Below are 18,026 nucleotides of genomic sequence, written 5' to 3' on the forward strand. Positions count from 1 at the left end.
ATGCCCGCCGCCGCCTCCGCCACGCAGGCTGAGGTGACGGACCGGAGGGAGGCCCCATGCCATCGCCGAACAGCAGCCCCGTGGCCGTCACGGGCACGCTCGAGCCACGCCTGAGCCGCGGCCTGTGGCTCATCAAGTGGCTCCTCGTGGTGCCACACGCCGTCATCCTGTTCTTCCTGTGGATCGCGGCAGCGGTCCTCACGGTGGTCGCGTGGTTCGCGATCCTGGTGACCGGGCGCTACCCGCGGTCCATCTTCGACTTCAACCTCGGCGTCCTGAGGTGGTCGTGGCGCGTGTGGTTCTACACGTACGGCGCGTTGGGCACCGACCGCTACCCGCCGTTCACGCTCGGTCCGGCGCCCGACTACCCGGCGACGCTGCACATCGACTACCCCGAACGGCTCTCGCGGGGACTCGTCCTGGTCAAGTCCTGGCTGCTCGCCATCCCCCACTACCTGGTCCTCGGCTTCTTCCTGGGCGCCGGCGTCGCGACCGACCAGTCCCGCGGACAGCCGTCGTGGCCGTGGAGCGTCGGGCTCGTCGGCCTCCTCGTCCTCATCGCCGCGGTCGTGCTGCTGTTCACCGGCGCCTATCCCCGGCCCGTCTTCGACCTCGTGCTCGGCATGGACCGCTGGACGATGCGGGTGGCGGCGTACGTCCTCCTCATGACCGACGCCTACCCGCCGTTCCGGCTCGACCAGGGCGGTGGCGAGCCGGTGTCGCCCACACCCGGTCCCGTCGACGCGGGCGATGCCGGACTCGTCGAGGTCGGCTCGACCCGACCACAGGGCCGCCGGTGGACGACGCTGCGCATCGTGAGCCTGGCCGCCGGCAGCGTGCTGCTCGCCGGCGCGCTCGCGAGCGGCCTCGGTGGTGCGGCGCTGCTGTTCGCGGACAAGGCGCTGCGCGACCAGGACGGCTTCCTGATGACGGGTGGCGAGCGGTTCACCACCTCGTCGTACGCCGTCACCACCGGGGACATGCGCCTCGGCGGGGACGGCGTGGTCCACCGCTTCATCGGGGACGTGAAGCTGAAGGTCCGAGGCTCGGACGTGCCGGTGTTCATCGGGATCGCTCGCACGGACTCGGTCGACGGCTACCTGGCCGGCGTGGCGCACGCCGTCGTGACGGACGTCCGCAACGGCACGCCGCTCTACCGGGAGGTCGGCGGCGGTGCCCCCGCGGCCGCCCCCGGCGGAGCGACGGCCTGGGCGGCGCAGGCGACGGGCGAGGGCCCCCAGACCATGCGCTGGGACGCGACCGACGGGCACTGGACCGTCGTGCTCATGAACGCCGACGGATCGGCCGGCGTGACCGCCGTCGTCTCGGCGGGAGCCACCCTTCCCGTGCTCGGCTGGGGCGCCGTCACGCTCCTGGTGTCCGCGGGTCTGCTGGCGATCGTCGGGCTGGTGCTCGTCCTCGTCGCGCTGCCACCGGCGCCACGACCCGCACCGGCGGGCTCGGGAAGTGCGCCGACACCTCCGGGACTCTCCGACGCGGTCCGGTGACCGCACCGCGAAGGGACAAGTGCGATGGCGAAGGCAGCAGGAGCGACGTGCTCGACCTCGGGCGCGATCTACGGCCTGGGCATGCTCGGCGCCTGGGTGTGGTTCTGGCAGCAGAGCGACGGCTTCTGGGAGCACGCCTGGGCGATCGTCGAGGGCATCCTGTGGCCGGCGTACCTGGTCTATCAGGCGTTCGCGGCCCTCGCGTGACGACCTGACGGCCTGACCTCTGCCGCCCTGAGGCCCGGCCGCCCAAGGTCACATGGTCCACCTCGCGGTGGGACTTCGGACCCTCTATCTCGACGAGGGTCCGGCGCAGACTCGGGGGCATGACCACCTGGATTCCGCCTGCACCCGACGCACGCCGGCGGTCGGCCGCGACCGCCATGACCCACGGCTGGGTCCTCGTGGGCGTCGACGGCGGCGAGGCCGGCGAGGCGGCGGTCGAGTTTGCCGCTCGGTACGCCGCTCCGCGCGGCCTCCGGCTCGAGCTGCTCCACGTCGCACCGGAGCCGGCGTACGCCGCCTCCGACTCCGCCCACGCGCGCATCGGGCGCCAGCAACGCCACCAGCTGCTCGACACGGCCGCGGCCCGTGCCCGCGAGCTCCTCGGGGCCGATGACCCGGGGAGGGTGGGCGCCGAGATCGCGTACGGCGGCCGCGTCGACCGGCTGCTCGCGGCCGCGGAGGAGGGCTGCGAGCTCGTGGTGCTCGGCGACCAGCGCCGGCCGCAGGTCGACCGGCTCGCTACCGGGTCGGTGCTCGCCGGCGTGGCGGCCCGGTGCACCGTACCTGTGATCGGAGTCCCTGCCGGCTGGACGCCCCATGCCCAGGACCCCGTCGTCGTCGCCGCCGTGAAGACGTGCGCTGACTCCGGCGTGCTCCTGGACCTCGCGTCGGCTGTGGCCGCCGAGCACGGCGCCCGGCTCCGGGTGCTCCAGGCCCGGGACGTCCAGCACGCCGCCCCCGGACACCGGGGCGCGTGGGAGGAAGCTGCCCGGGCAGACCTCGCCCGACTGGTCGCCACCCACTGCGACCGCTATCCCGACCTGAAGGTCGACGTCGACGTCGTCAGCGGACAGCCCGCGCGCGTCATCGCGAACGCCTCCGCGCAGGCGGACCTGCTGCTCCTCACGCGCCGGCCGCTCGTGTACTCCCACGGACACCTCGGCGGCACCGGCCGCGCCGTCCTCCGGGAGAGCCGGTGCCCGGTCGCGGTGCTGCCCCCGCCCACAGCCGGGCCGGGGTCCGGCCCGTGACACGTGCCGAGTCGGCGCATCCTCGCACCTGACAAGTGCCGAGTCGGCGCATCCTCGCACCGGTCTCGCTGGGTTGCGCCGACTCGACCCCTCCGGAGTGCGAAGTTGCGCCGACTCGACCCCTCCGGAGTGCGAGGTTGCGCCGACTCGACCCCTCCGGAGTGCGAGGTTGCGCCGACTCGACCCCTCCGGAGTGCGAGGTTGCGCCGACTCGACCCCTCTGGAGTGCGAGGTTGCGCCGACTCGACCCCTCTGGAGTGCGAGGTTGCGCCGACTCGACGACTGTCCGGTCGCTCAGCGGCCCAGGATGCGGCGCAGCCAGCTGTCGTTGCTCGGGTCGTCGTGTCCGGGACACCACTGGTCGGCGGGCACGCGGGCCTTCACGTCGGCGACGTGCCGGCCGCAGCCGGACCAGGTGGTCTTGCCGCAGGTCTTGCAGCGGGTCGGGTGGCACATGGTGGCTCTCCTGCCTCAGGCGGGTGACTCGTCGGCCTCGATCGCGTCCGCGAACTCGCAGAACGCGTCGTAGGCGCGTGCCCCGTGGATCGTGGCAGGGCCACCGTGCATCAGGAACGTGACGCCGATCGCCTCGGCGGCCTCCTGGCGCGTCGCCCCTGCCCGTGCCGCAGCCTGACCGTGCGAGGCGATGCACCCGTCGCAGCCCTCGACCACACCGATCGCGAACGCGATGAGCTCCTTGGTCCTCCGGTCGAGCGCGCCGTCCGCGAAGGCCGCGTTCGACAGCTCGCCGAAGCCCTGGTAGACGTCCGGGATCGCTCGCCGCAGCTCGCGATGCAACGGCGTCAGCGCCCGCAGGACCTCTTTCCCGTGCGACTGCTCCGTGTTCGTGATCGACATGCCGACTCCCTTTCGACTATCCCCCTGGGGGGTTACTCGAAGGTACCAGATCCCCCTGGGGGGTTCGAAATCCGGCGCCGACCCTCCCCCTACGCGGTGACGAGCCGTCGACCCGTCACCCGGTTGGGGCGGATCCGGACGTACTCCCAGTAGCTGCCAGCCGGCCACGGCACGGGACGGTCCGTCGCACCGAGCATGCTCTCGGGCTCCCCCGCGCGGGCGGAACCGTTCACGAGGACGCTCCACCCGGACTTGGTCGACTCGTCGAAGGCGTCGACCTCGAAGGTCAGGTCGGCACCGGGACCGCTGTCGCGCAGGTAGCGCGACGTCTGGCCGGCCGGCGTGACGCGAACGACGATCTCGCCACCGATCATCGCGTGGTTGACCGGCAGCACGACCGGGCCCCGGATGGAGCAGAACGCGATGCGTCCGACCGACGTGCTCTCCAGGAGCTCGAGGCACTCGGCCCGCCCGATCTCCCTCAGCTGGCCGCGGAACCACAGCTCGTTCATGATCGCCTCCCGTAGGTCGAGAACCTTCCGCGACGAATGTCCATCGATCCTCGTCACGGGCGACAGGGTCCCGGGTCACGAGCTCCGGACCGAATGGCCCGGACCCTCCCGGCGTACGCCGACGGCCACCGCCAGGCCAGGCACCGCCGCGAGCACGAGCGTCACCGCCCACGCGACGCCTCCCATCGGCTCGAGCTCCAGGAGGTCGCGAAGCGGCGATGCCACGACGGCCGCGACCTGCAGCACGGCCGACGTGAGGATCGCTCCTTCCAGACCGCGCTCGAGGACTCCGGTCCCTCGGCGTGGCGCCCGGAGGGCGAGCGCCACCCCGAGCTGGGCGAAGCCGAGCGTGGTGAAGATCGCCGTGGTGACCGGCCACCCCTGACCGAGCGCCAGCAGCCCACCGACCAGGCTGACGGCGGCGATCAGGGCGCCGCCGCTGGCGACGCTGCGACCAAGCCCATCGCCGAGAACGGACTCCTCCGGTGGCGGCGACGGCTTGCGCATGAGGCGTCGGTCCAGCGGCTCCGCCCCGAAGGCGACGCCCGGCAAGCCGTGGGTGAGCATGTTGATCCACAGGATCTGTCCGGGGAGCAGAGGGATCGGCATCCCCAGGAAGGGCGCGACGAGGATGACGAGCACCTCGGCCAGACCGCCGGACAGGGCGTAGCGGAGGAACTTCCTGATGTTGGCGTAGATCCGGCGCCCCTCGGCAACGGCGACCACCACGGTCCTGAGATTGTCGTCGGCCAGCACCAGGTCCGCGGCCTGTCGGGCGACCTCGGTGCCACGGCGCCCCATCGCCACCCCGATGTCGGCACGTCGCAGGGCCGGCGCGTCGTTGACGCCGTCACCGGTCATGGCCACGACGTGCCCTCCGCGCTGCCAGGCGTCGACGATCTCGACCTTCTGCTCCGGCTTGATCCGGGCGTAGACGTCGATCGACGCAACCCGTTCGGCGTGCTCCCCGCGCGCCACCGCGTCACCGTCGACGACGACGCCCTCCGCATCCGTGATCCCGACCTGCTCGGCGATCGACCGTGCTGTCGCCGGGTGGTCGCCGGTCACCAGGATCGTGCGGATGCCGGCGTCCCGGCACGCGGTGACGACGTCGGCGGCGTCGTCGCGAGGCGGATCGACGAGACCGACGAGGCCGACCACCTCGAGCTCGCCCGCCCCACCGACGGAGTCCGCGACCGCCAGCACGCGACAGCCGCCGGCGGCCATGCGGGACGCCTCGGCAGCGGCTGCGCGCGTCGCCTGCCCCGGGCGCGCCGTGTCGAGGACCACCTCCGGGGCCCCCTTGACCACGCGCAGGTCTCCGTCAGGACTGCGGTGGACGGTCGCCATCCACTGCCGGATGCTGTCGAACGGCGTCTCCCCGAGGCGTGGCAACGCGGTCGCCGAGTCGAGCAGCGTCGCGTCGTACGACGCTGCGGCGACCAGCAGGGCGCCCTCCATCGGGTCGCCGATCCCGGTCCAGCCGTCGGCGCCCGGGACGAGGCGAGCGTCATTGCAGAGGACGACGTCTCGCAGGAGCCGCCGGACCTGTTCGTCAGCGTCCGTCCGCCAGCGCTGGTCCGCCCCCGAGGGAACCTCGACGCGTCCGCCGGGCACCCACAGCTCCCGCACGGTCATCCTCCCCTCCGTCAACGTGCCGGTCTTGTCCGATGCCAGCAGCGACACCGACCCGAGGGTCTCGACGGCGGGCAGCCAGCGCACCAACGCCGACTGCCGCGCCATCCGGAAGGCGCCCAGCGCCAGGGCGACGGAGACGACGGCGGGGAGCGACTCGGGGATGGCCGCGACCGCGAGGCTCACCGCGAGGATGAGCGAGTCCGCGAACGGCTCGCCACGGATCACAGCCGACGCGAGCACGACGCCTGCGAGCACCCCGACGGCGACGATCAGCTGGCGCGAGAGGCGGGTCAGGCGCCGTTGCAGCGGGGTTCGACGTACGCGGGTGGTGGCCACGAGCGTCGCGATGCGGCCGAGCCCGCTGCTCGCTCCGGTGCGTACGACGACGCCGAAGCCGCGACCTCCTGTCACCACCGTGCCGGACTGCACCTCCTCGCCGACGCCACGCTCGACCGGCAGGGACTCCCCCGTCATCGACGCCTCGTCCACCTGGAGCGAGACCGCCTCGACCAGCTCGAGGTCCGCCGGGACCACGTCTCCGGCCTCGAGTCGCACGACGTCGTGGGCGACGAGCTCGCGGGCGGGCAGCTCGACGACCACGCCGTCGCGTCGGACCCTCGCGAGCGGTGCTGCCATCTCGTCGAGCGCGGCGATCGCGCGCTCGGCCCGAAGCTCCTGGACGACGCCGAGGGTCGTGTTGAGGACGACGACCGCCGCGATGATGATCGCGTCGGAGACGTCGCCGAGCAGGCAGACGACCACGAACGCGCCGCACAGCAGCAGGATCATCGGATCGACCAGCTGGAGGCCGATCCGCGTCGGCAGCGTGCGCGGTCTCGTGGGGGCGACCTCGTTCGGCCCCTCCACACCGAGGAGCTCGGCGGCCTCCGCCGAGCTCAGCCCGTGCTCGCGTCCTACCGCCTCGTCCCGGGTCGTCACGGCTGCCTCCTGCTGAGTCCGACGCCGGAAACGCGACCGCGGCCGACGCAGCATCGGTCGATTGCCTCGACCCTGCTCTGCGGCCGCCGCCGACGGCAGGGGCGAAGTGCCGGTCCCGGGGGGCAGAACGTCCTCACACCCGGTGGCTGATAGCCCTCCGCCCGGCCCCGCGCACGCACGAGGCTGGTGGTGAGCAACGAGGAGGAACGATGACATTCTCAGGTTCGGCCCCCCGTACGGCCGTCGTCTATGAGTCGATGTTCGGCAACACCGCGGCCGTCGCGGCCGCGGTCGCCCGCGCCCTGGAGGACTCGGGAGCCGAGGTGGTCTGCACCGACGTCGGTGCGGCCGACGAGGCGCTCGCCCGCGAGACCGATCTCCTGGTCCTGGGCGCGCCGACGCATGCGTTCTCGTTGAGCCGGGCGAACAGCAGGGCGGGCGCAGTCAGGCAAGGAGCCGACCCCAGCAGCGAGCCGACCGGACTCCGCGAGTGGATCTCGACGCTCCAGGCCGGCCCCAGCCAGCCTCGCGTGGCCACCTTCGACACCCGTGCCGCCCAGGTCAGCCGACTCCCGCTGGGGGCCGCCCCCACCGCGGCGCGCCTGGCCCGTCGGCGCGGCTTCCACGTGACTCAGAAGCCGATGACCTTCGTCGTCGAGGGCACGAAGGGCCCGCTCCGGGCCGGTGAGCTCGAGCGCGCGGCGGCGTGGGGTCGGTCTCTGGCAGAGACCGTTCGCATCTCGACAAGCGACCAAGAGGAAGGCAGCGGACGATGACCGAGCGTGGATGGATCACCGTGGGGATCGACGGGACCGAAGGCAGCGACGCCGCGGCCCAGTGGGCGGCCCGCGAAGCCGACCGGGTCGGCGCAGGCCTCCGGCTCGTGCACGTCTTCGACGACTACATCCCGATGGCGGGCTTCTACGCCGCCGTCTACCCGCGCGGATCGATCGAGGGCCGCCACGTCGCGGAGAAGCTGGTCCGGGACGCAGCGCAGCGGGTCGAGGCGATCCTGCCCGACGATCGGGTGCAGCCGTTGGTGCTGCGCGGCGATCGTCGGGCCGGCCTGCTGCGGGCAGCGGCCGACTCGGACCTCCTGGTGCTCGGGGACGAGTCGCACCCGGCACATCACCGGCTCCTGACCGGGTCGATCATCGACTCCCTGGCGGCGCACTCGTCGTCGCCCGTCGTCGTCGTCCCGGCAGACTGCGCGGATCTCCCGTCGCGCGGCGTCATCGTCGCAGGGGTCAAGTTCTTCGCGGCCTCCCGGGAGCTCGTACGGCAGGCCTTCGACCTGGCCGCCGACCGCGGCGCTCGTCTCGTCGTGCTCCATGCCTGGGAGTACTCGGCGCCGTACGACGACCTGGTGTTCGCCCAGGTCGACCTCGCCGGATGGGAGGAGCGTTCCGCGAAGGAGCTTCGCCAGGTCGTCGACGACGTCGCCCGTGACTTCACCAACGTCGACACCGAGGTCAGGTTCGTGCGCGGCCAGCCGGCGCAGGTGCTGGCGGACGCCTCGGCCGAGGCGGACCTGCTGGCGATCACGCGTCGACTGCACGGGTTCCCGCTCGGCCACCTCGGCGGCACGGGACGCACCGCGCTGCGCGAGACCCGGTGTCCGGCTGTCGTCCTCCCGCCCGCGGTCGAGACGGTGCGGTTGGGCGCATCTGCCAACACGTGACGTCGTCCTGACGCCGTTCGCTCAGCGGCGGAGCTCGTCCACCACGCGCCTGGTGACCACGCCCAGAGCGGTTCCAGCGATGAGCCCGGTCGGCGGGCCCATCGCCAGGACCGCGACGGCAGGCCAGTCCGCGGCCGGGATCGTCGCGCCGAGGAAGATGACGGGCATCGCCACCGCCCAGCCAGCTGCGCTGGTCCCGATCCAGCGCCAGGGGTGCGGCACAGCGGTGGTCCTTCTCAGCACCGCAGCCTGCGCCGCGCCGAGGACGGCGCCCATGGTCGCTCCCAGTGCTGCAGCCCCGGCGAGCACCAGCACGAGTGCAGGTTGGTCGCCGCCGTCGCCGTCGTCGGCGAGTGTCCCGGGCGCCGAGGCCGCCGCCCAGCCGAGGCCGGCGATGATCACCGTGACGACCAGCCAGCCCCGCCACACCGGTCGGCCCCAGCGCGCGGCCAGCACCCGACCCTGCAGAGAGCCGAGGGCGGTGCCCTCGACGAGTCCGCCGACGACGACCAGTGACAGTGCCGCGGGGCCCGACTCCAGATGACGGGCGGCCACGGATGCGGCAGCGGCGGCCGTCATGCCGATCGTCTCGGCGATGGCGCATGCCCGGATCCAGCGCCGGCCGAGGTGGGAAGCGACGACGTCGGTGCCGGCGCGGCGACGGGGGCGCTCGTTCACCCGGCGGCCTCTGCTGGTCGGGGTCGCACCCGGTCACGCATGATGCGGACCGTCTCCTCGATCGGCCCCATGGTCCGGACCCGCCTCGCCTCCGGCCACGGGTCGAACCGTGTCCGCAGCTCGCGGGCGATCTCGCGGTCGGCGTCCGAGACACCGGCCTCCCGTGCACCGACCCTTGTATCGGCCAGCTTGTCGGGCGCGTCGCACCGGAGCTCGACGACCTGGCTCGCGGACGCATCGGCCAGCTCACGTGCCGCGCGTCTGCGACCGGCATCCGCCCATGTCGCGTCGATGATGACCGACTCGCCCAGCGACAACAGCGACGCCGCCCGTCTCATGAGCTCACGGTGGGTGCGGTCGGACCACTCCTCCGTGTAGATGCCCTCTCCGAACGCTGCGGGCTGCGGTGCCTCGGCGGGCAGACCCGCCAGTTCCTTGCGCACCCGGTCGCTCGACAGCACGACGGCACCGAGCTCGTCCGCCAGCGCTGCGGCGGCCGTGGTCTTGCCCGTGCCGGGGGTGCCGCCGACCATGATCAGCGAGACGGCGCCTTGGACCAGGTGGCGCACAGCGATGTCGAGGAGCAGCTGCGCCTCCGCACGCGCCCCGGCGGACTGCCCGGCGCGCATGCTCGTCACCTTCGCCCGCATGAACGCCCGGTAGCCCACGTAGTGCTCGATGAGGGACGCAGGCGCACGATCCCCGCTCATCTCCACGTAGAGCTCCCGGAAGCGACGCCCGACGGCCGGGGAGCCGAGCCGCTCCAGGTCCATGACCAGGCACGCGACGTCGTCGATGCGGTCCATGAACCGGAGCGTGTCGTCGAAGTCGAGGCAGTCCAGGATCCGCGGCCCGTCAGGCAAGCAGAAGATGTCGTCGGCGAGGAGGTCGCCGTGCCCGTCGACGACGGCTCCCCGCGCGATCCGGTCCGCGAAGAGCGCGTCCCGGCCGGCGAGGAACCGCGCCGAGAGGCGCTCCACCTCGTCGTACGCCTGTGGCGCGAGGACCTGGCCGCGGAACGCACGGGACTCGTCGAAGTTGTTCTGCCAGCGACGTGCCACCGACGAGCGCATCCCAGCCGCGTCGACGTCCGGGCCGGTGCGGCACCGTGTGTGGAAGTCGGCGACGAGGCGCGCGACCTGTCGCAGCTCGTCGTCGACCGGGACTCCCGTGGCGACCAGCCGCGACAGGCGGCGGCTGTCCGGCATGCGCCGCATCAGCACGAGGTGCTCGATCGTCCGGCCGTCCTCGTCCCGGACCTGCCCGACGCCGTCGTACACGTCCGGGGCCAGGCGTCGGTTCAGCTCGACCTCCCGATGGCAGGCGTCCTCGCGCCGCGCGAGCGTGGAGAAGTCGAGGAACCCCAGGTCGACCGGCTTCTTGAACTTGAACGCACGGCTGCCGACGAGGAGTACGACGGCGGAGTGGGTCTCGCGCAGCACGACGTACGGCTCCCCCGTCAGCGCACTCCCGGCGCGGCTGCTCATGACGCTCTCCCGCCTGCCGGTCCCTCCACGCTCGATCCGGACTTCCATGCTTCCGAACGGCCCCGGGCGAGGACAGGGTCGTTCGTCCCACGTCCGGTGACCTTCGCCGACAGCGGCCGTCCCGCGCGTCCGCCGCACCTGCCGGGGGCGATCTCCGGCCGGGCTACCCGGCGTCGTCCGCGGACCGGCGCGACAGGGGGACGCGCCACTGGAGGCTGGTGCCGGTGCCCTTGGTCGCGGCCTCGACGACCAGCGTCCCGTCCCGCGACTCGGCACGGGTCCGCATGTTGCCCATGCCGCTCGACCGGCTGACGACGCCGAGGCCCCGCCCGTTGTCGACCACGACGACCCGCAGCTGATGGTCACGGACGTCGACCCGGACATCGGCCGTCGTCGCGTTCGCATGCTTGGCGACGTTGGTGAGAGCTTCACGAAGGACCGCGGTGACGTCGTTGAGCAGGTCCGGAGTCGACACGTTGTCGATCGGACCGTCGAAGACGACGTGCGGCTCGAAGCCGAGGCCGCTGCGCGCCTCACCGACGACGTCGAGGATGGCCGCACGCATCCCTCCCTCGACGGGGCGGAGGTGGAAGATCGAGTTGCGGATCTGCCTGATGACGTCGTCGATCTCATCCACGACGCCCTCGAGCTTCGGCGCCAGATCGCCTGCGCCCATGGCGAGGGCCTGGAGGCCGAGTCCGGCAGCGAACAGCCGTTGGATGACGTGGTCGTGCAGGTCGCGCGCGATCCGCGCCCGGTCCTCGAGGAGATCCACGCGCTGCTGGGCGCGGCGCGCGTCCGCGAGCTCCCACGCGATCGACGCCTGGTTCGCGAACGCGGCGATCGTGTCCTCGTCCGACGGGCTGAACGGGTGCGCATGCTTGCGCCGGGCCGCCCACAGCACGCCTCGTGGCCCGGCGGCACCCATGAGGGGGACGATGATGGCCGGCCCCAGGTCCACCTTGTCCGCGAGGAAGACCCGGCGCGTCCCGTGCGCGTGGGTGTCACTGGCGTCGGCCAGTCGCATGGGCCCGCCCGACTCGAGGACGAGCTCGCTGAACGTGTTCTCGAGTGCATAGGTCGCACCGGTCACAGCGTCGGCCCCGGCGCCGACGGCGACGCGCACCGTGGTCATGTCGCCGGCCTCGGTCACCTGGGCCACCGTGACCAGGTCCGCCTCGGACAGGCGGAACACGCTGTCGGCGATCAGCTCGAGGGGCTCCCCGGTCGGCTCGGCGAGCAACCTCCGGGTCACCTCGGTCGAGGTCGCCAACCACTCCTGCCGTCGACGCCCGTCCTCGAAGAGCCGGGCGTTCTCGATCGCGATGCCCGCGGTGCCGGCCAGCGACATGACGACGGCCTCGTCGTCATCCGTGAACTCCTTGCCCTCGCGCCGGGTCAGGTACAGGTTCCCGAAGACCTCCTCCCGGGCCCTGATCGGGACACCGATGAACGCCTGCATCTCCGGGTGGTGGTCCGGGAAGCCGACCGCGTGAGGGTCCTCGCGCAGGTCGCGGAGCCGGATGGGCCGCGGGTCGTCGATGAGGAGCCCGAGAAGCCCCTTGCCCTCCGGAAGGTGGCCGATCGCCGTCACAGTCTCGTCATCGAGACCGACGTGGACGAACCGTTCGAGACCGGTGCCTTCGGGCCCGATCACCCCGAGCGCCGCGAAGTCGGCGTCGACCAGGTCACGCGCCGCCGAGACGATCCTGTTCAGCACGACGTCGAGGTCGAGGTCGCCGACGATGCGGCGGCTCGCCTGCAGCAGGCCGCGCAGCCGGTCCTGGGACACGAGCACCTCCTGGGCGTGCTGGATCAGCGTGACGAGGTCGTCGTCGAGCTCGAGCCGCGGTCGATCCAAGGGGTCCTCCGCACGGGAACCATCCTGCATGCCCTGACGGTAATCCGGCGCGGGTGGCCCGTACAGGCCCAGGTCCTGCGGGTGAGAGGCCCATGGCCCCACCCGTCGGGACCTGCTCCTCTGCCCCAGGTGCCGGCGAGTGACGAGGATCGAGGTGGACGGACACGGCTGACGCGCGCAAGGAGGGCATGGCATGGCGACGAATGAGCGCCCGATCCTGGTCGGTGTGGACGGCTCGTCGGCGGCGACCGCAGCCGTGCGGTACGCCGCCGTCGAGGCCGACGACCTCGGCGTCGACCTGCGCCTCCTGCACGTGATCCCGACGGTCGCCGTCGGGACGTTGCGGCGATCGGTCGACTCCCTGGACGTCATCGACGTCCCCCGCCTGCAGCAGCGGCGCGACCGCATGTTCGGCGAGGCGGTCGCCCTCGCCACGAGCGTCCTCCCCTCAGACAGGGTGACCACCCACATGGTCGCCGGCGAACGCGTCCCCACGCTCCTGGCCGCCGCCGAGGACGCGCGTCTCGTCGTCCTCGGAGCACCGTGGCACCGACGCCTCGACCGGCTGATCACCGGGTCGGTCGTCAGCGGTGTGTCCGCCCGCGCGCAGGTGCCCGTGGTCGGCGTCCCGGAGGGTTGGACGACGGCACGCGAGCACGGGCGCGTCGTCGTCGGGGTGAGGCACCCGGAGGATCCCGTCTCGGTGGATCTCGTCCGCCGTGCCCTCGAGATCGCGGCGATCCGCAAGTGTCGCCTGACGGTCCTCCACGCGTGGGAGTTCCCGGTCGTCTACGACAACATGATCGCGACGACGGACGACGAGCAGGCCTGGACCGACATCCGGCGCGGCGAGCTGGACGCGCTCGTCAGCATGGCCGGCGGGCCCGATCCCGAGGTCGCGATCGACTTCCAGGTCAGCCACGGCCAGGGCGCGCACCTCCTGGTGATGGCGTCCGCCGACGCGGATCTGCTGGTCATCACCCGCCGGGAGCACGGCTTCCCGCTCGGTCATCTCGGATCCGCGGGACGCGCCGTGCTGCTCGCGAGCCACTGCCCCGTCGAAGTAATCCCACCGGGACCGGTCGCGGGGCCCGACGTGCCTGCCGGCTCGGCCGGCGACTGACCTCACCACCTCCAGAAAGGACAGGACGATGTCACATCGTGACTGGATCGCCGTCGGAGTCGACGGCACCGCCGGAAGTCGCGCAGCGACCCGATGGGCCGCTCGCGAGGCCGACAAACTCGGGCTCGGACTGTTCCTCGTGCACGCCTATGCCGGCTACCACGCGATGGGCAGCTTCTACCTCGCGGCCTACCCGCTGACGCCGGTCGACGACGCCATGCTCCCGCAGAACATCCTCGACGACGCCGTGCGCGTCGCGGAGGAGATCCTCCCGCGCGACCGGATCGACACCAGCGCCCTCCGCACCGACGCGCGCTCGGGCCTCCTCCAGGCCGCCGCGGACGCCCGGATGCTGGCGCTCGGCGACGAGACCCACCCCGCGATGTCCCGCATGGTCACCGGATCGGTGGTCGCCCCCGTGGCGGCGCACGCGCCGGTCCCCGTGGTGGCGGTGCCGGCGAACTGGGAGGACGCCCCGGAACGGCGCTCGATCGTGGTCGGGGTCAAGAGCGCGGAGTCCGCGCCACTGATCAGGCACGGATTCCAGCTCGCGGCACGGCACGGCGCCCACCTGACGGTGCTCCACGCCTGGGAGTTCCTGGCGATGTACGACGACGCCATCGCCGGGCATGCCGACCTGCCGAACTGGGAGCAGCGGGCCACTGCGAACCTGACCGCGCTGCTCGACACCATCAGGCCCGACTTCCCCGGCGTCGACGCCGAGGTGCGGCTGGTGCGCGACCAGCCTGCCCGCGCGCTGGTCGACGCCTCGGCGGAGGCGGACCTCCTGCTGATCACGCGCCGGCCGCACGCGTTCCCGTTCGGGCACCTCGGCGGCACCGGACGCGCGGTCCTGCGCGAGACCCGCTGCCCGACCGTCGTCTACCCGCCCACCGCAGAGCCGATCGAACTCACGGCGACAGCGGAGGCGGCCCGGTACGGGGTCGGCGACGTCGCCTCGCGCAGCTGAGCCTGTGATGTCCGACCCGATCCTGACCTTCCTGGGCGCCGCCGGCACCGTCACCGGCAGCCGGTTCCTCGTCGACGACGGCGACGAGGGTCTGACACTGGTCGACGCCGGGCTCTACCAGGGCGGTCGCGAGCTGCGCCGGCGCAACTGGGACCCGTTCCCCGTCGCGCCGGGTCGGCTGTCGTCCGTCGTCGTGACCCACGCGCACCTCGACCACACCGGCTACCTGCCGTGCCTGGTGCGCGACGGTTTCGAGGGCCCGGTGGTCTGCACGCCCGACACGGCGACACTGGCGGCGATCGTCCTGCGCGACAGCGCCCACCTCCAGGAGGAGGACGCGCGCTATGCCCAGGAGGGCGGCTGGTCGCGCCACAAGCCGCCGCTGCCGCTCTACACGTCGGCGGACGCCGAGGAGACGATCCGGCACCTGGCGCCGACAGCTTTCGGCGTACGCACGTCGGTCGGGCCACAGGCGCAGGCCACGCTGGAGCCCGCGGGTCACATCCTCGGCTCGGCCGTCGCCGTCGTGGAGATCGGCGACCGGCGGGTGGTCTTCAGCGGCGACCTCGGGCGCCCGGGACATCCTCTGCTGGCACCGCCGGCCCCGCCTCCCGCGGCGTCCACGCTCGTCCTCGAGTCGACGTACGGCGACCGGCGCCATCCCCCTCCCGAGCCTGGGCGGCTGGCGGATGCCGTCAAGCGGACCATCGGCCGGGGCGGTTCGGTCCTGATCCCCGCGTTCGCCGTCGACCGCACCGAGCTCGTCCTGCTCGAGCTCCTGCGCCTCGAGAAGGGCGGTGAGATCCCGCGTGTGCCGATCTTCATCGACAGCCCGATGGCGCTCGCGACCCTCGACGTCTACCGGCGAGCCCTGCACGAGTCCTCGCCGCAGCTGCGTGACGAGCACGCGGGGCCGCTCGACGAGCTGGACCGGCTCGACGTCCACCTGGTGCGCGATCCCGGGGCCTCCGAGCGGCTCAACCGCCCGTCCCAGCCCTGCATCGTCATCTCCGCGTCCGGCATGGCGACCGGCGGCCGCGTCGTGCACCACCTGGCGCACCAGCTGCCCAACCCTCGGGACTGCGTCGTCCTCACCGGCTACCAGGCCCCCGGCACCCGGGGGCGGGACCTGATCGAGGGAGTCCGGCACCTGAAGATGTACGGGCGCTACGTGCCGGTGCGGGCCGAGGTCGTCGACATCCCCGACTTCTCCGTCCACGCCGACGCCGACGAGCTGGTCGCCTGGGTGGGCTCGGCGGAGACCCTCCCCCGCACGGTGTACGTCGTGCACGGGGAGCAGTCGAGCTCGGAGGCGCTCGCGGCGAGGCTCGAGGACGAGCTCGGCGTCTGCGCGGTGGTCCCCCACCTCTTCGAGCGGGTGCGCCTCGACTGAGCCGGTCGAGGCCCTTCGCCGGCGGGACGTCATACGAGGTGGTGGCCAGGACAGCCAGCTCGCATGACGTCCCGGTCAGGTCAGTCGCCGACCGGTCACAGACGCGGGCGTGATCACCAGGAGCTGGCGACGGACTCCCGCCGGCCACGGCCTCGGACCGTCCGACGACGGGTGCTGGAAGTCGATGGCCGCGGTGCCCTGCACCAGCACGCTCCACCCGGCGTGATGCTCGGCGTCGGTGCTGTCCGCCTCGAGCGCCACGAACGCGTCGTCGCACTCACGGGCGATGGCGGAGTACGCCGCGGTGACGACCTCGAGCCTTCCGTCGGACACGCGGTAGTTGACCGGAACGACGAAGGGCTTGCCGCCGCTGGTCCAGGACAGGCGGCCGATACCGGCAGGCCCGAGGAGACTCCAGCACGTGGCCTCGTCGAGGTCCACGAGAGCACCCTTCGAGGCGGCCGTCGACTCGGCGTCCATGATCGTCTCCTTCACGTGTCGCCCCTTCAGGGCGATCGTGCCCGTGAGCGCGGGCCGGAAACAGGTCAGTTGGTCCTTCCAGGACGGGACCTCGGACCCTCAGCGCGGTGTCGTCGGCACGCAGACGATGGACACATGCCGGTGCCGCACTTCCTCAACTTCCTGCAGGTGCCACGAGCACGACGCTCGATCGGCGCCTTCTTCATCTGGACCGGGGGCATCCACGTCGGCATCCTGTCCGCCGATCCGACCGCGTACCGGCACTTCGCCGACCAAGCGCTCTTCAGCTTCGTCAGCCGGGGCTGGGCCGACGTGTTCATGGCGCAGCCGCGGCTCTGGGCCGGGGCCCTGGCGCTGGGCGAGACGGTCGCGGGCATCCTCCTGCTGACCCGCGGGAGGGCCGTCGGCATCGGATGGGCGGCGACCATCGTGTTCCACGCCCTGCTCCTGCTCTTCGGGCTCGGGTTCTGGCTCTGGGCCGTTCCCGCGCTGGTCGTCCTGTCGACACTCGCCTGGGCGGATCGGGCCGAGTGGCGCGGCACGACGCCCGGCCGGACACGCGCTCTGCCCCGCCACGCGTACACGACGCCCCGTACGCGTGGCGGCACGCCCAGCGCTCCCGGGAGACGGGCGTGAGGGCGTGGCAGACCTTCGGCGACGGGCGACTACAGCCGGTCGACCTCCCGGTGCCCGAGCCTGTCCGCGGCAAGCTGCTCGTCCACGTCGAGGCGTGCGGGGTGTGCCGTACGGACCTCCACGTCATCGCCGGGGAGCTCCCCCAGCACCGGTCCCCCGTCGTCCCGGGCCACGAGATCGTCGGCGTCGTCGTCGGATCCGGTGGCGAGACCGGCGACATCGGTATCGGCGACCGCGTCGGCGTGCCCTGGCTGCGCAGCACCTGCGGAAGCTGTCGGTGGTGCCGCTCGGGCCGCGAGAACCTCTGCCGGATGTCGCGCTACACCGGCTGGGACGTCGACGGCGGGTACGCCGAGTACGCGGTCGCGCCTGCGGCGTACGTCTATCCCCTGCCGGCGGAGCTCGACCCCGTCCAGGCGGCGCCGCTCCTGTGCGCCGGCATCATCGGCTACCGGGCGCTGAAGCGCGCGGCCGTTCCGCCGGGTGGCCGGCTCGGGATCTTCGGATTCGGAGCGAGCGCACACCTCACCGCGCAGCTGGCGCTCGCGTCAGGCGCGGAGCTGCATGTCGTGACCCGCGGTGAGGAGGCCCGCCACCTGGCGACCGCGCTGGGAGCCGCGTCGGTCGGACCACCCGGCTCCGCGGTGCCCCCGCTCGACTCCGCCATCGTCTTCGCTCCGGCAGGCGAGGTGGTCGCCGAGGCCCTGGGCGCCGTCGGGCCCAGCGGCACGGTGTCGGTCGCAGGGATCCACGTCTCCCAGATCCCGGCCCTCGACTACCGCCGCCAGCTCTTCGACGAGCGGACCCTCACGAGCGTCACGTCCAACACCCGTGCCGACGGCGCGGAGCTGCTCCAGCTGGCGGACCGGCTCGGGCTGCGGGCACATGTCACCCGCTACCCCATGGCGAGCGCCGACCAGGCGGTCGCCGACCTCGCGGCGGACCGTGTCAGAGGCGTCGCGGTGCTGACGGCCTACGGGTCCTGACAAGTTCGGAAGGGTGAGTG

General features: G+C 72.6%; 18 protein-coding genes. 10 read left to right on the top strand and 8 right to left on the bottom strand.

Translation table 11 applies throughout. The annotated features are described in order from the left end of the window. Positions 1-56 precede the first annotated feature (56 nt). From ABD205_RS19960 to ABD205_RS19970, 3 genes are all read left to right on the top strand, one after another. A complete protein-coding gene (locus ABD205_RS19960) occupies positions 57-1,508 on the top strand; it encodes a DUF4389 domain-containing protein (protein WP_344047925.1) in 1,452 nt (483 codons plus the stop codon). A 24-nt stretch (positions 1,509-1,532) separates the two neighbouring features. After that, positions 1,533-1,715, top strand: a complete 183-nt coding sequence (locus ABD205_RS19965; protein ID WP_344047927.1) for a hypothetical protein — start codon at positions 1,533-1,535, stop codon at positions 1,713-1,715. A 119-nt stretch (positions 1,716-1,834) separates the two neighbouring features. Further along, the gene (locus tag ABD205_RS19970) at positions 1,835-2,764 is read left to right on the top strand and encodes a universal stress protein (RefSeq protein WP_344047929.1); all 930 of its coding nucleotides are present in this window, start codon (positions 1,835-1,837) and stop codon (positions 2,762-2,764) included. 294 nt (positions 2,765-3,058) lie between these two features. On the opposite strand, the gene ABD205_RS19975 is transcribed toward ABD205_RS19970, so the two are convergent. From ABD205_RS19975 to ABD205_RS19990, 4 genes are all read right to left on the bottom strand, one after another. Next, the gene (locus ABD205_RS19975; protein ID WP_344047931.1) at positions 3,059-3,220 is read right to left on the bottom strand and encodes a hypothetical protein; all 162 of its coding nucleotides are present in this window, start codon (positions 3,218-3,220) and stop codon (positions 3,059-3,061) included. Between the two features lie 15 nt (positions 3,221-3,235). Continuing rightward, on the bottom strand, positions 3,236-3,622 hold the full coding sequence (locus tag ABD205_RS19980; protein WP_344047933.1) for a carboxymuconolactone decarboxylase family protein: 387 nt from the start codon (positions 3,620-3,622) through the stop codon (positions 3,236-3,238). A gap of 89 nt (positions 3,623-3,711) precedes the next feature. After that, on the bottom strand, positions 3,712-4,134 hold the full coding sequence (locus ABD205_RS19985; RefSeq protein WP_344047935.1) for a pyridoxamine 5'-phosphate oxidase family protein: 423 nt from the start codon (positions 4,132-4,134) through the stop codon (positions 3,712-3,714). A 75-nt stretch (positions 4,135-4,209) separates the two neighbouring features. Then, the gene (locus tag ABD205_RS19990; protein WP_344047937.1) at positions 4,210-6,711 is read right to left on the bottom strand and encodes a cation-translocating P-type ATPase; all 2,502 of its coding nucleotides are present in this window, start codon (positions 6,709-6,711) and stop codon (positions 4,210-4,212) included. Between the two features lie 209 nt (positions 6,712-6,920). On the opposite strand from ABD205_RS19990, the gene ABD205_RS19995 reads away from it, so the two are divergent. Both ABD205_RS19995 and ABD205_RS20000 read left to right on the top strand, forming a co-directional pair. Beyond that, positions 6,921-7,487: a flavodoxin family protein gene (locus tag ABD205_RS19995; protein ID WP_344047939.1), complete on the top strand. Its 567-nt coding sequence runs from the start codon at positions 6,921-6,923 to the stop codon at positions 7,485-7,487. Further along, positions 7,484-8,392 carry a universal stress protein gene (locus ABD205_RS20000; protein ID WP_344047941.1) on the top strand — a complete coding sequence of 303 codons (909 nt, stop codon included), beginning with the start codon at positions 7,484-7,486 and terminating at the stop codon, positions 8,390-8,392. The genes ABD205_RS19995 and ABD205_RS20000 overlap by 4 nt, the downstream gene beginning before the upstream one ends. Positions 8,393-8,413: 21 nt before the next feature. Here the strand turns inward: ABD205_RS20000 and ABD205_RS20005 are convergent, their stop codons facing one another. From ABD205_RS20005 to ABD205_RS20015, 3 genes are all read right to left on the bottom strand, one after another. Continuing rightward, positions 8,414-9,070 (bottom strand): hypothetical protein, encoded by a 657-nt coding sequence (locus ABD205_RS20005; protein ID WP_344047943.1) that lies wholly within the window; start codon positions 9,068-9,070, stop codon positions 8,414-8,416. Further along, positions 9,067-10,557, bottom strand: coding sequence for a bifunctional aminoglycoside phosphotransferase/ATP-binding protein (locus ABD205_RS20010; protein ID WP_344047945.1), 1,491 nt, complete (start codon positions 10,555-10,557; stop codon positions 9,067-9,069). The genes ABD205_RS20005 and ABD205_RS20010 overlap by 4 nt, the downstream gene beginning before the upstream one ends. A 163-nt stretch (positions 10,558-10,720) precedes the next feature. Beyond that, positions 10,721-12,448 (bottom strand): sensor histidine kinase, encoded by a 1,728-nt coding sequence (locus ABD205_RS20015; protein ID WP_344047946.1) that lies wholly within the window; start codon positions 12,446-12,448, stop codon positions 10,721-10,723. A gap of 163 nt (positions 12,449-12,611) precedes the next feature. On the opposite strand from ABD205_RS20015, the gene ABD205_RS20020 reads away from it, so the two are divergent. Genes ABD205_RS20020 through ABD205_RS20030 form a run of 3 tightly spaced genes read left to right on the top strand, consistent with a single transcriptional unit; the run spans position 12,612 to position 15,904 of the window. After that, on the top strand, positions 12,612-13,541 hold the full coding sequence (locus ABD205_RS20020; protein ID WP_344047948.1) for a universal stress protein: 930 nt from the start codon (positions 12,612-12,614) through the stop codon (positions 13,539-13,541). Positions 13,542-13,569: 28 nt separating this feature from the next. Next, complete coding sequence (locus ABD205_RS20025; protein WP_344047950.1) at positions 13,570-14,511, top strand: universal stress protein; 942 nt, start codon at positions 13,570-13,572, stop codon at positions 14,509-14,511. 7 nt (positions 14,512-14,518) lie between these two features. Further along, positions 14,519-15,904: an MBL fold metallo-hydrolase RNA specificity domain-containing protein gene (locus ABD205_RS20030; RefSeq protein ID WP_344047952.1), complete on the top strand. Its 1,386-nt coding sequence runs from the start codon at positions 14,519-14,521 to the stop codon at positions 15,902-15,904. Between the two features lie 75 nt (positions 15,905-15,979). Here ABD205_RS20030 and ABD205_RS20035 read toward each other — a convergent pair whose 3' ends face one another. After that, on the bottom strand, positions 15,980-16,399 hold the full coding sequence (locus ABD205_RS20035; protein ID WP_344047954.1) for a pyridoxamine 5'-phosphate oxidase family protein: 420 nt from the start codon (positions 16,397-16,399) through the stop codon (positions 15,980-15,982). A gap of 120 nt (positions 16,400-16,519) precedes the next feature. On the opposite strand from ABD205_RS20035, the gene ABD205_RS20040 reads away from it, so the two are divergent. Together ABD205_RS20040 and ABD205_RS20045 are read left to right on the top strand one after the other, a co-directional pair. After that, positions 16,520-17,020 (top strand): hypothetical protein, encoded by a 501-nt coding sequence (locus tag ABD205_RS20040; RefSeq protein ID WP_344047955.1) that lies wholly within the window; start codon positions 16,520-16,522, stop codon positions 17,018-17,020. Next, complete coding sequence (locus ABD205_RS20045; protein ID WP_344047957.1) at positions 17,017-18,006, top strand: zinc-dependent alcohol dehydrogenase family protein; 990 nt, start codon at positions 17,017-17,019, stop codon at positions 18,004-18,006. The genes ABD205_RS20040 and ABD205_RS20045 overlap by 4 nt, the downstream gene beginning before the upstream one ends. Positions 18,007-18,026 lie beyond the last annotated feature (20 nt).

The organism is Nocardioides panacihumi, assembly GCF_039530925.1.
Lineage (GTDB): Bacteria > Actinomycetota > Actinomycetes > Propionibacteriales > Nocardioidaceae > Nocardioides > Nocardioides panacihumi.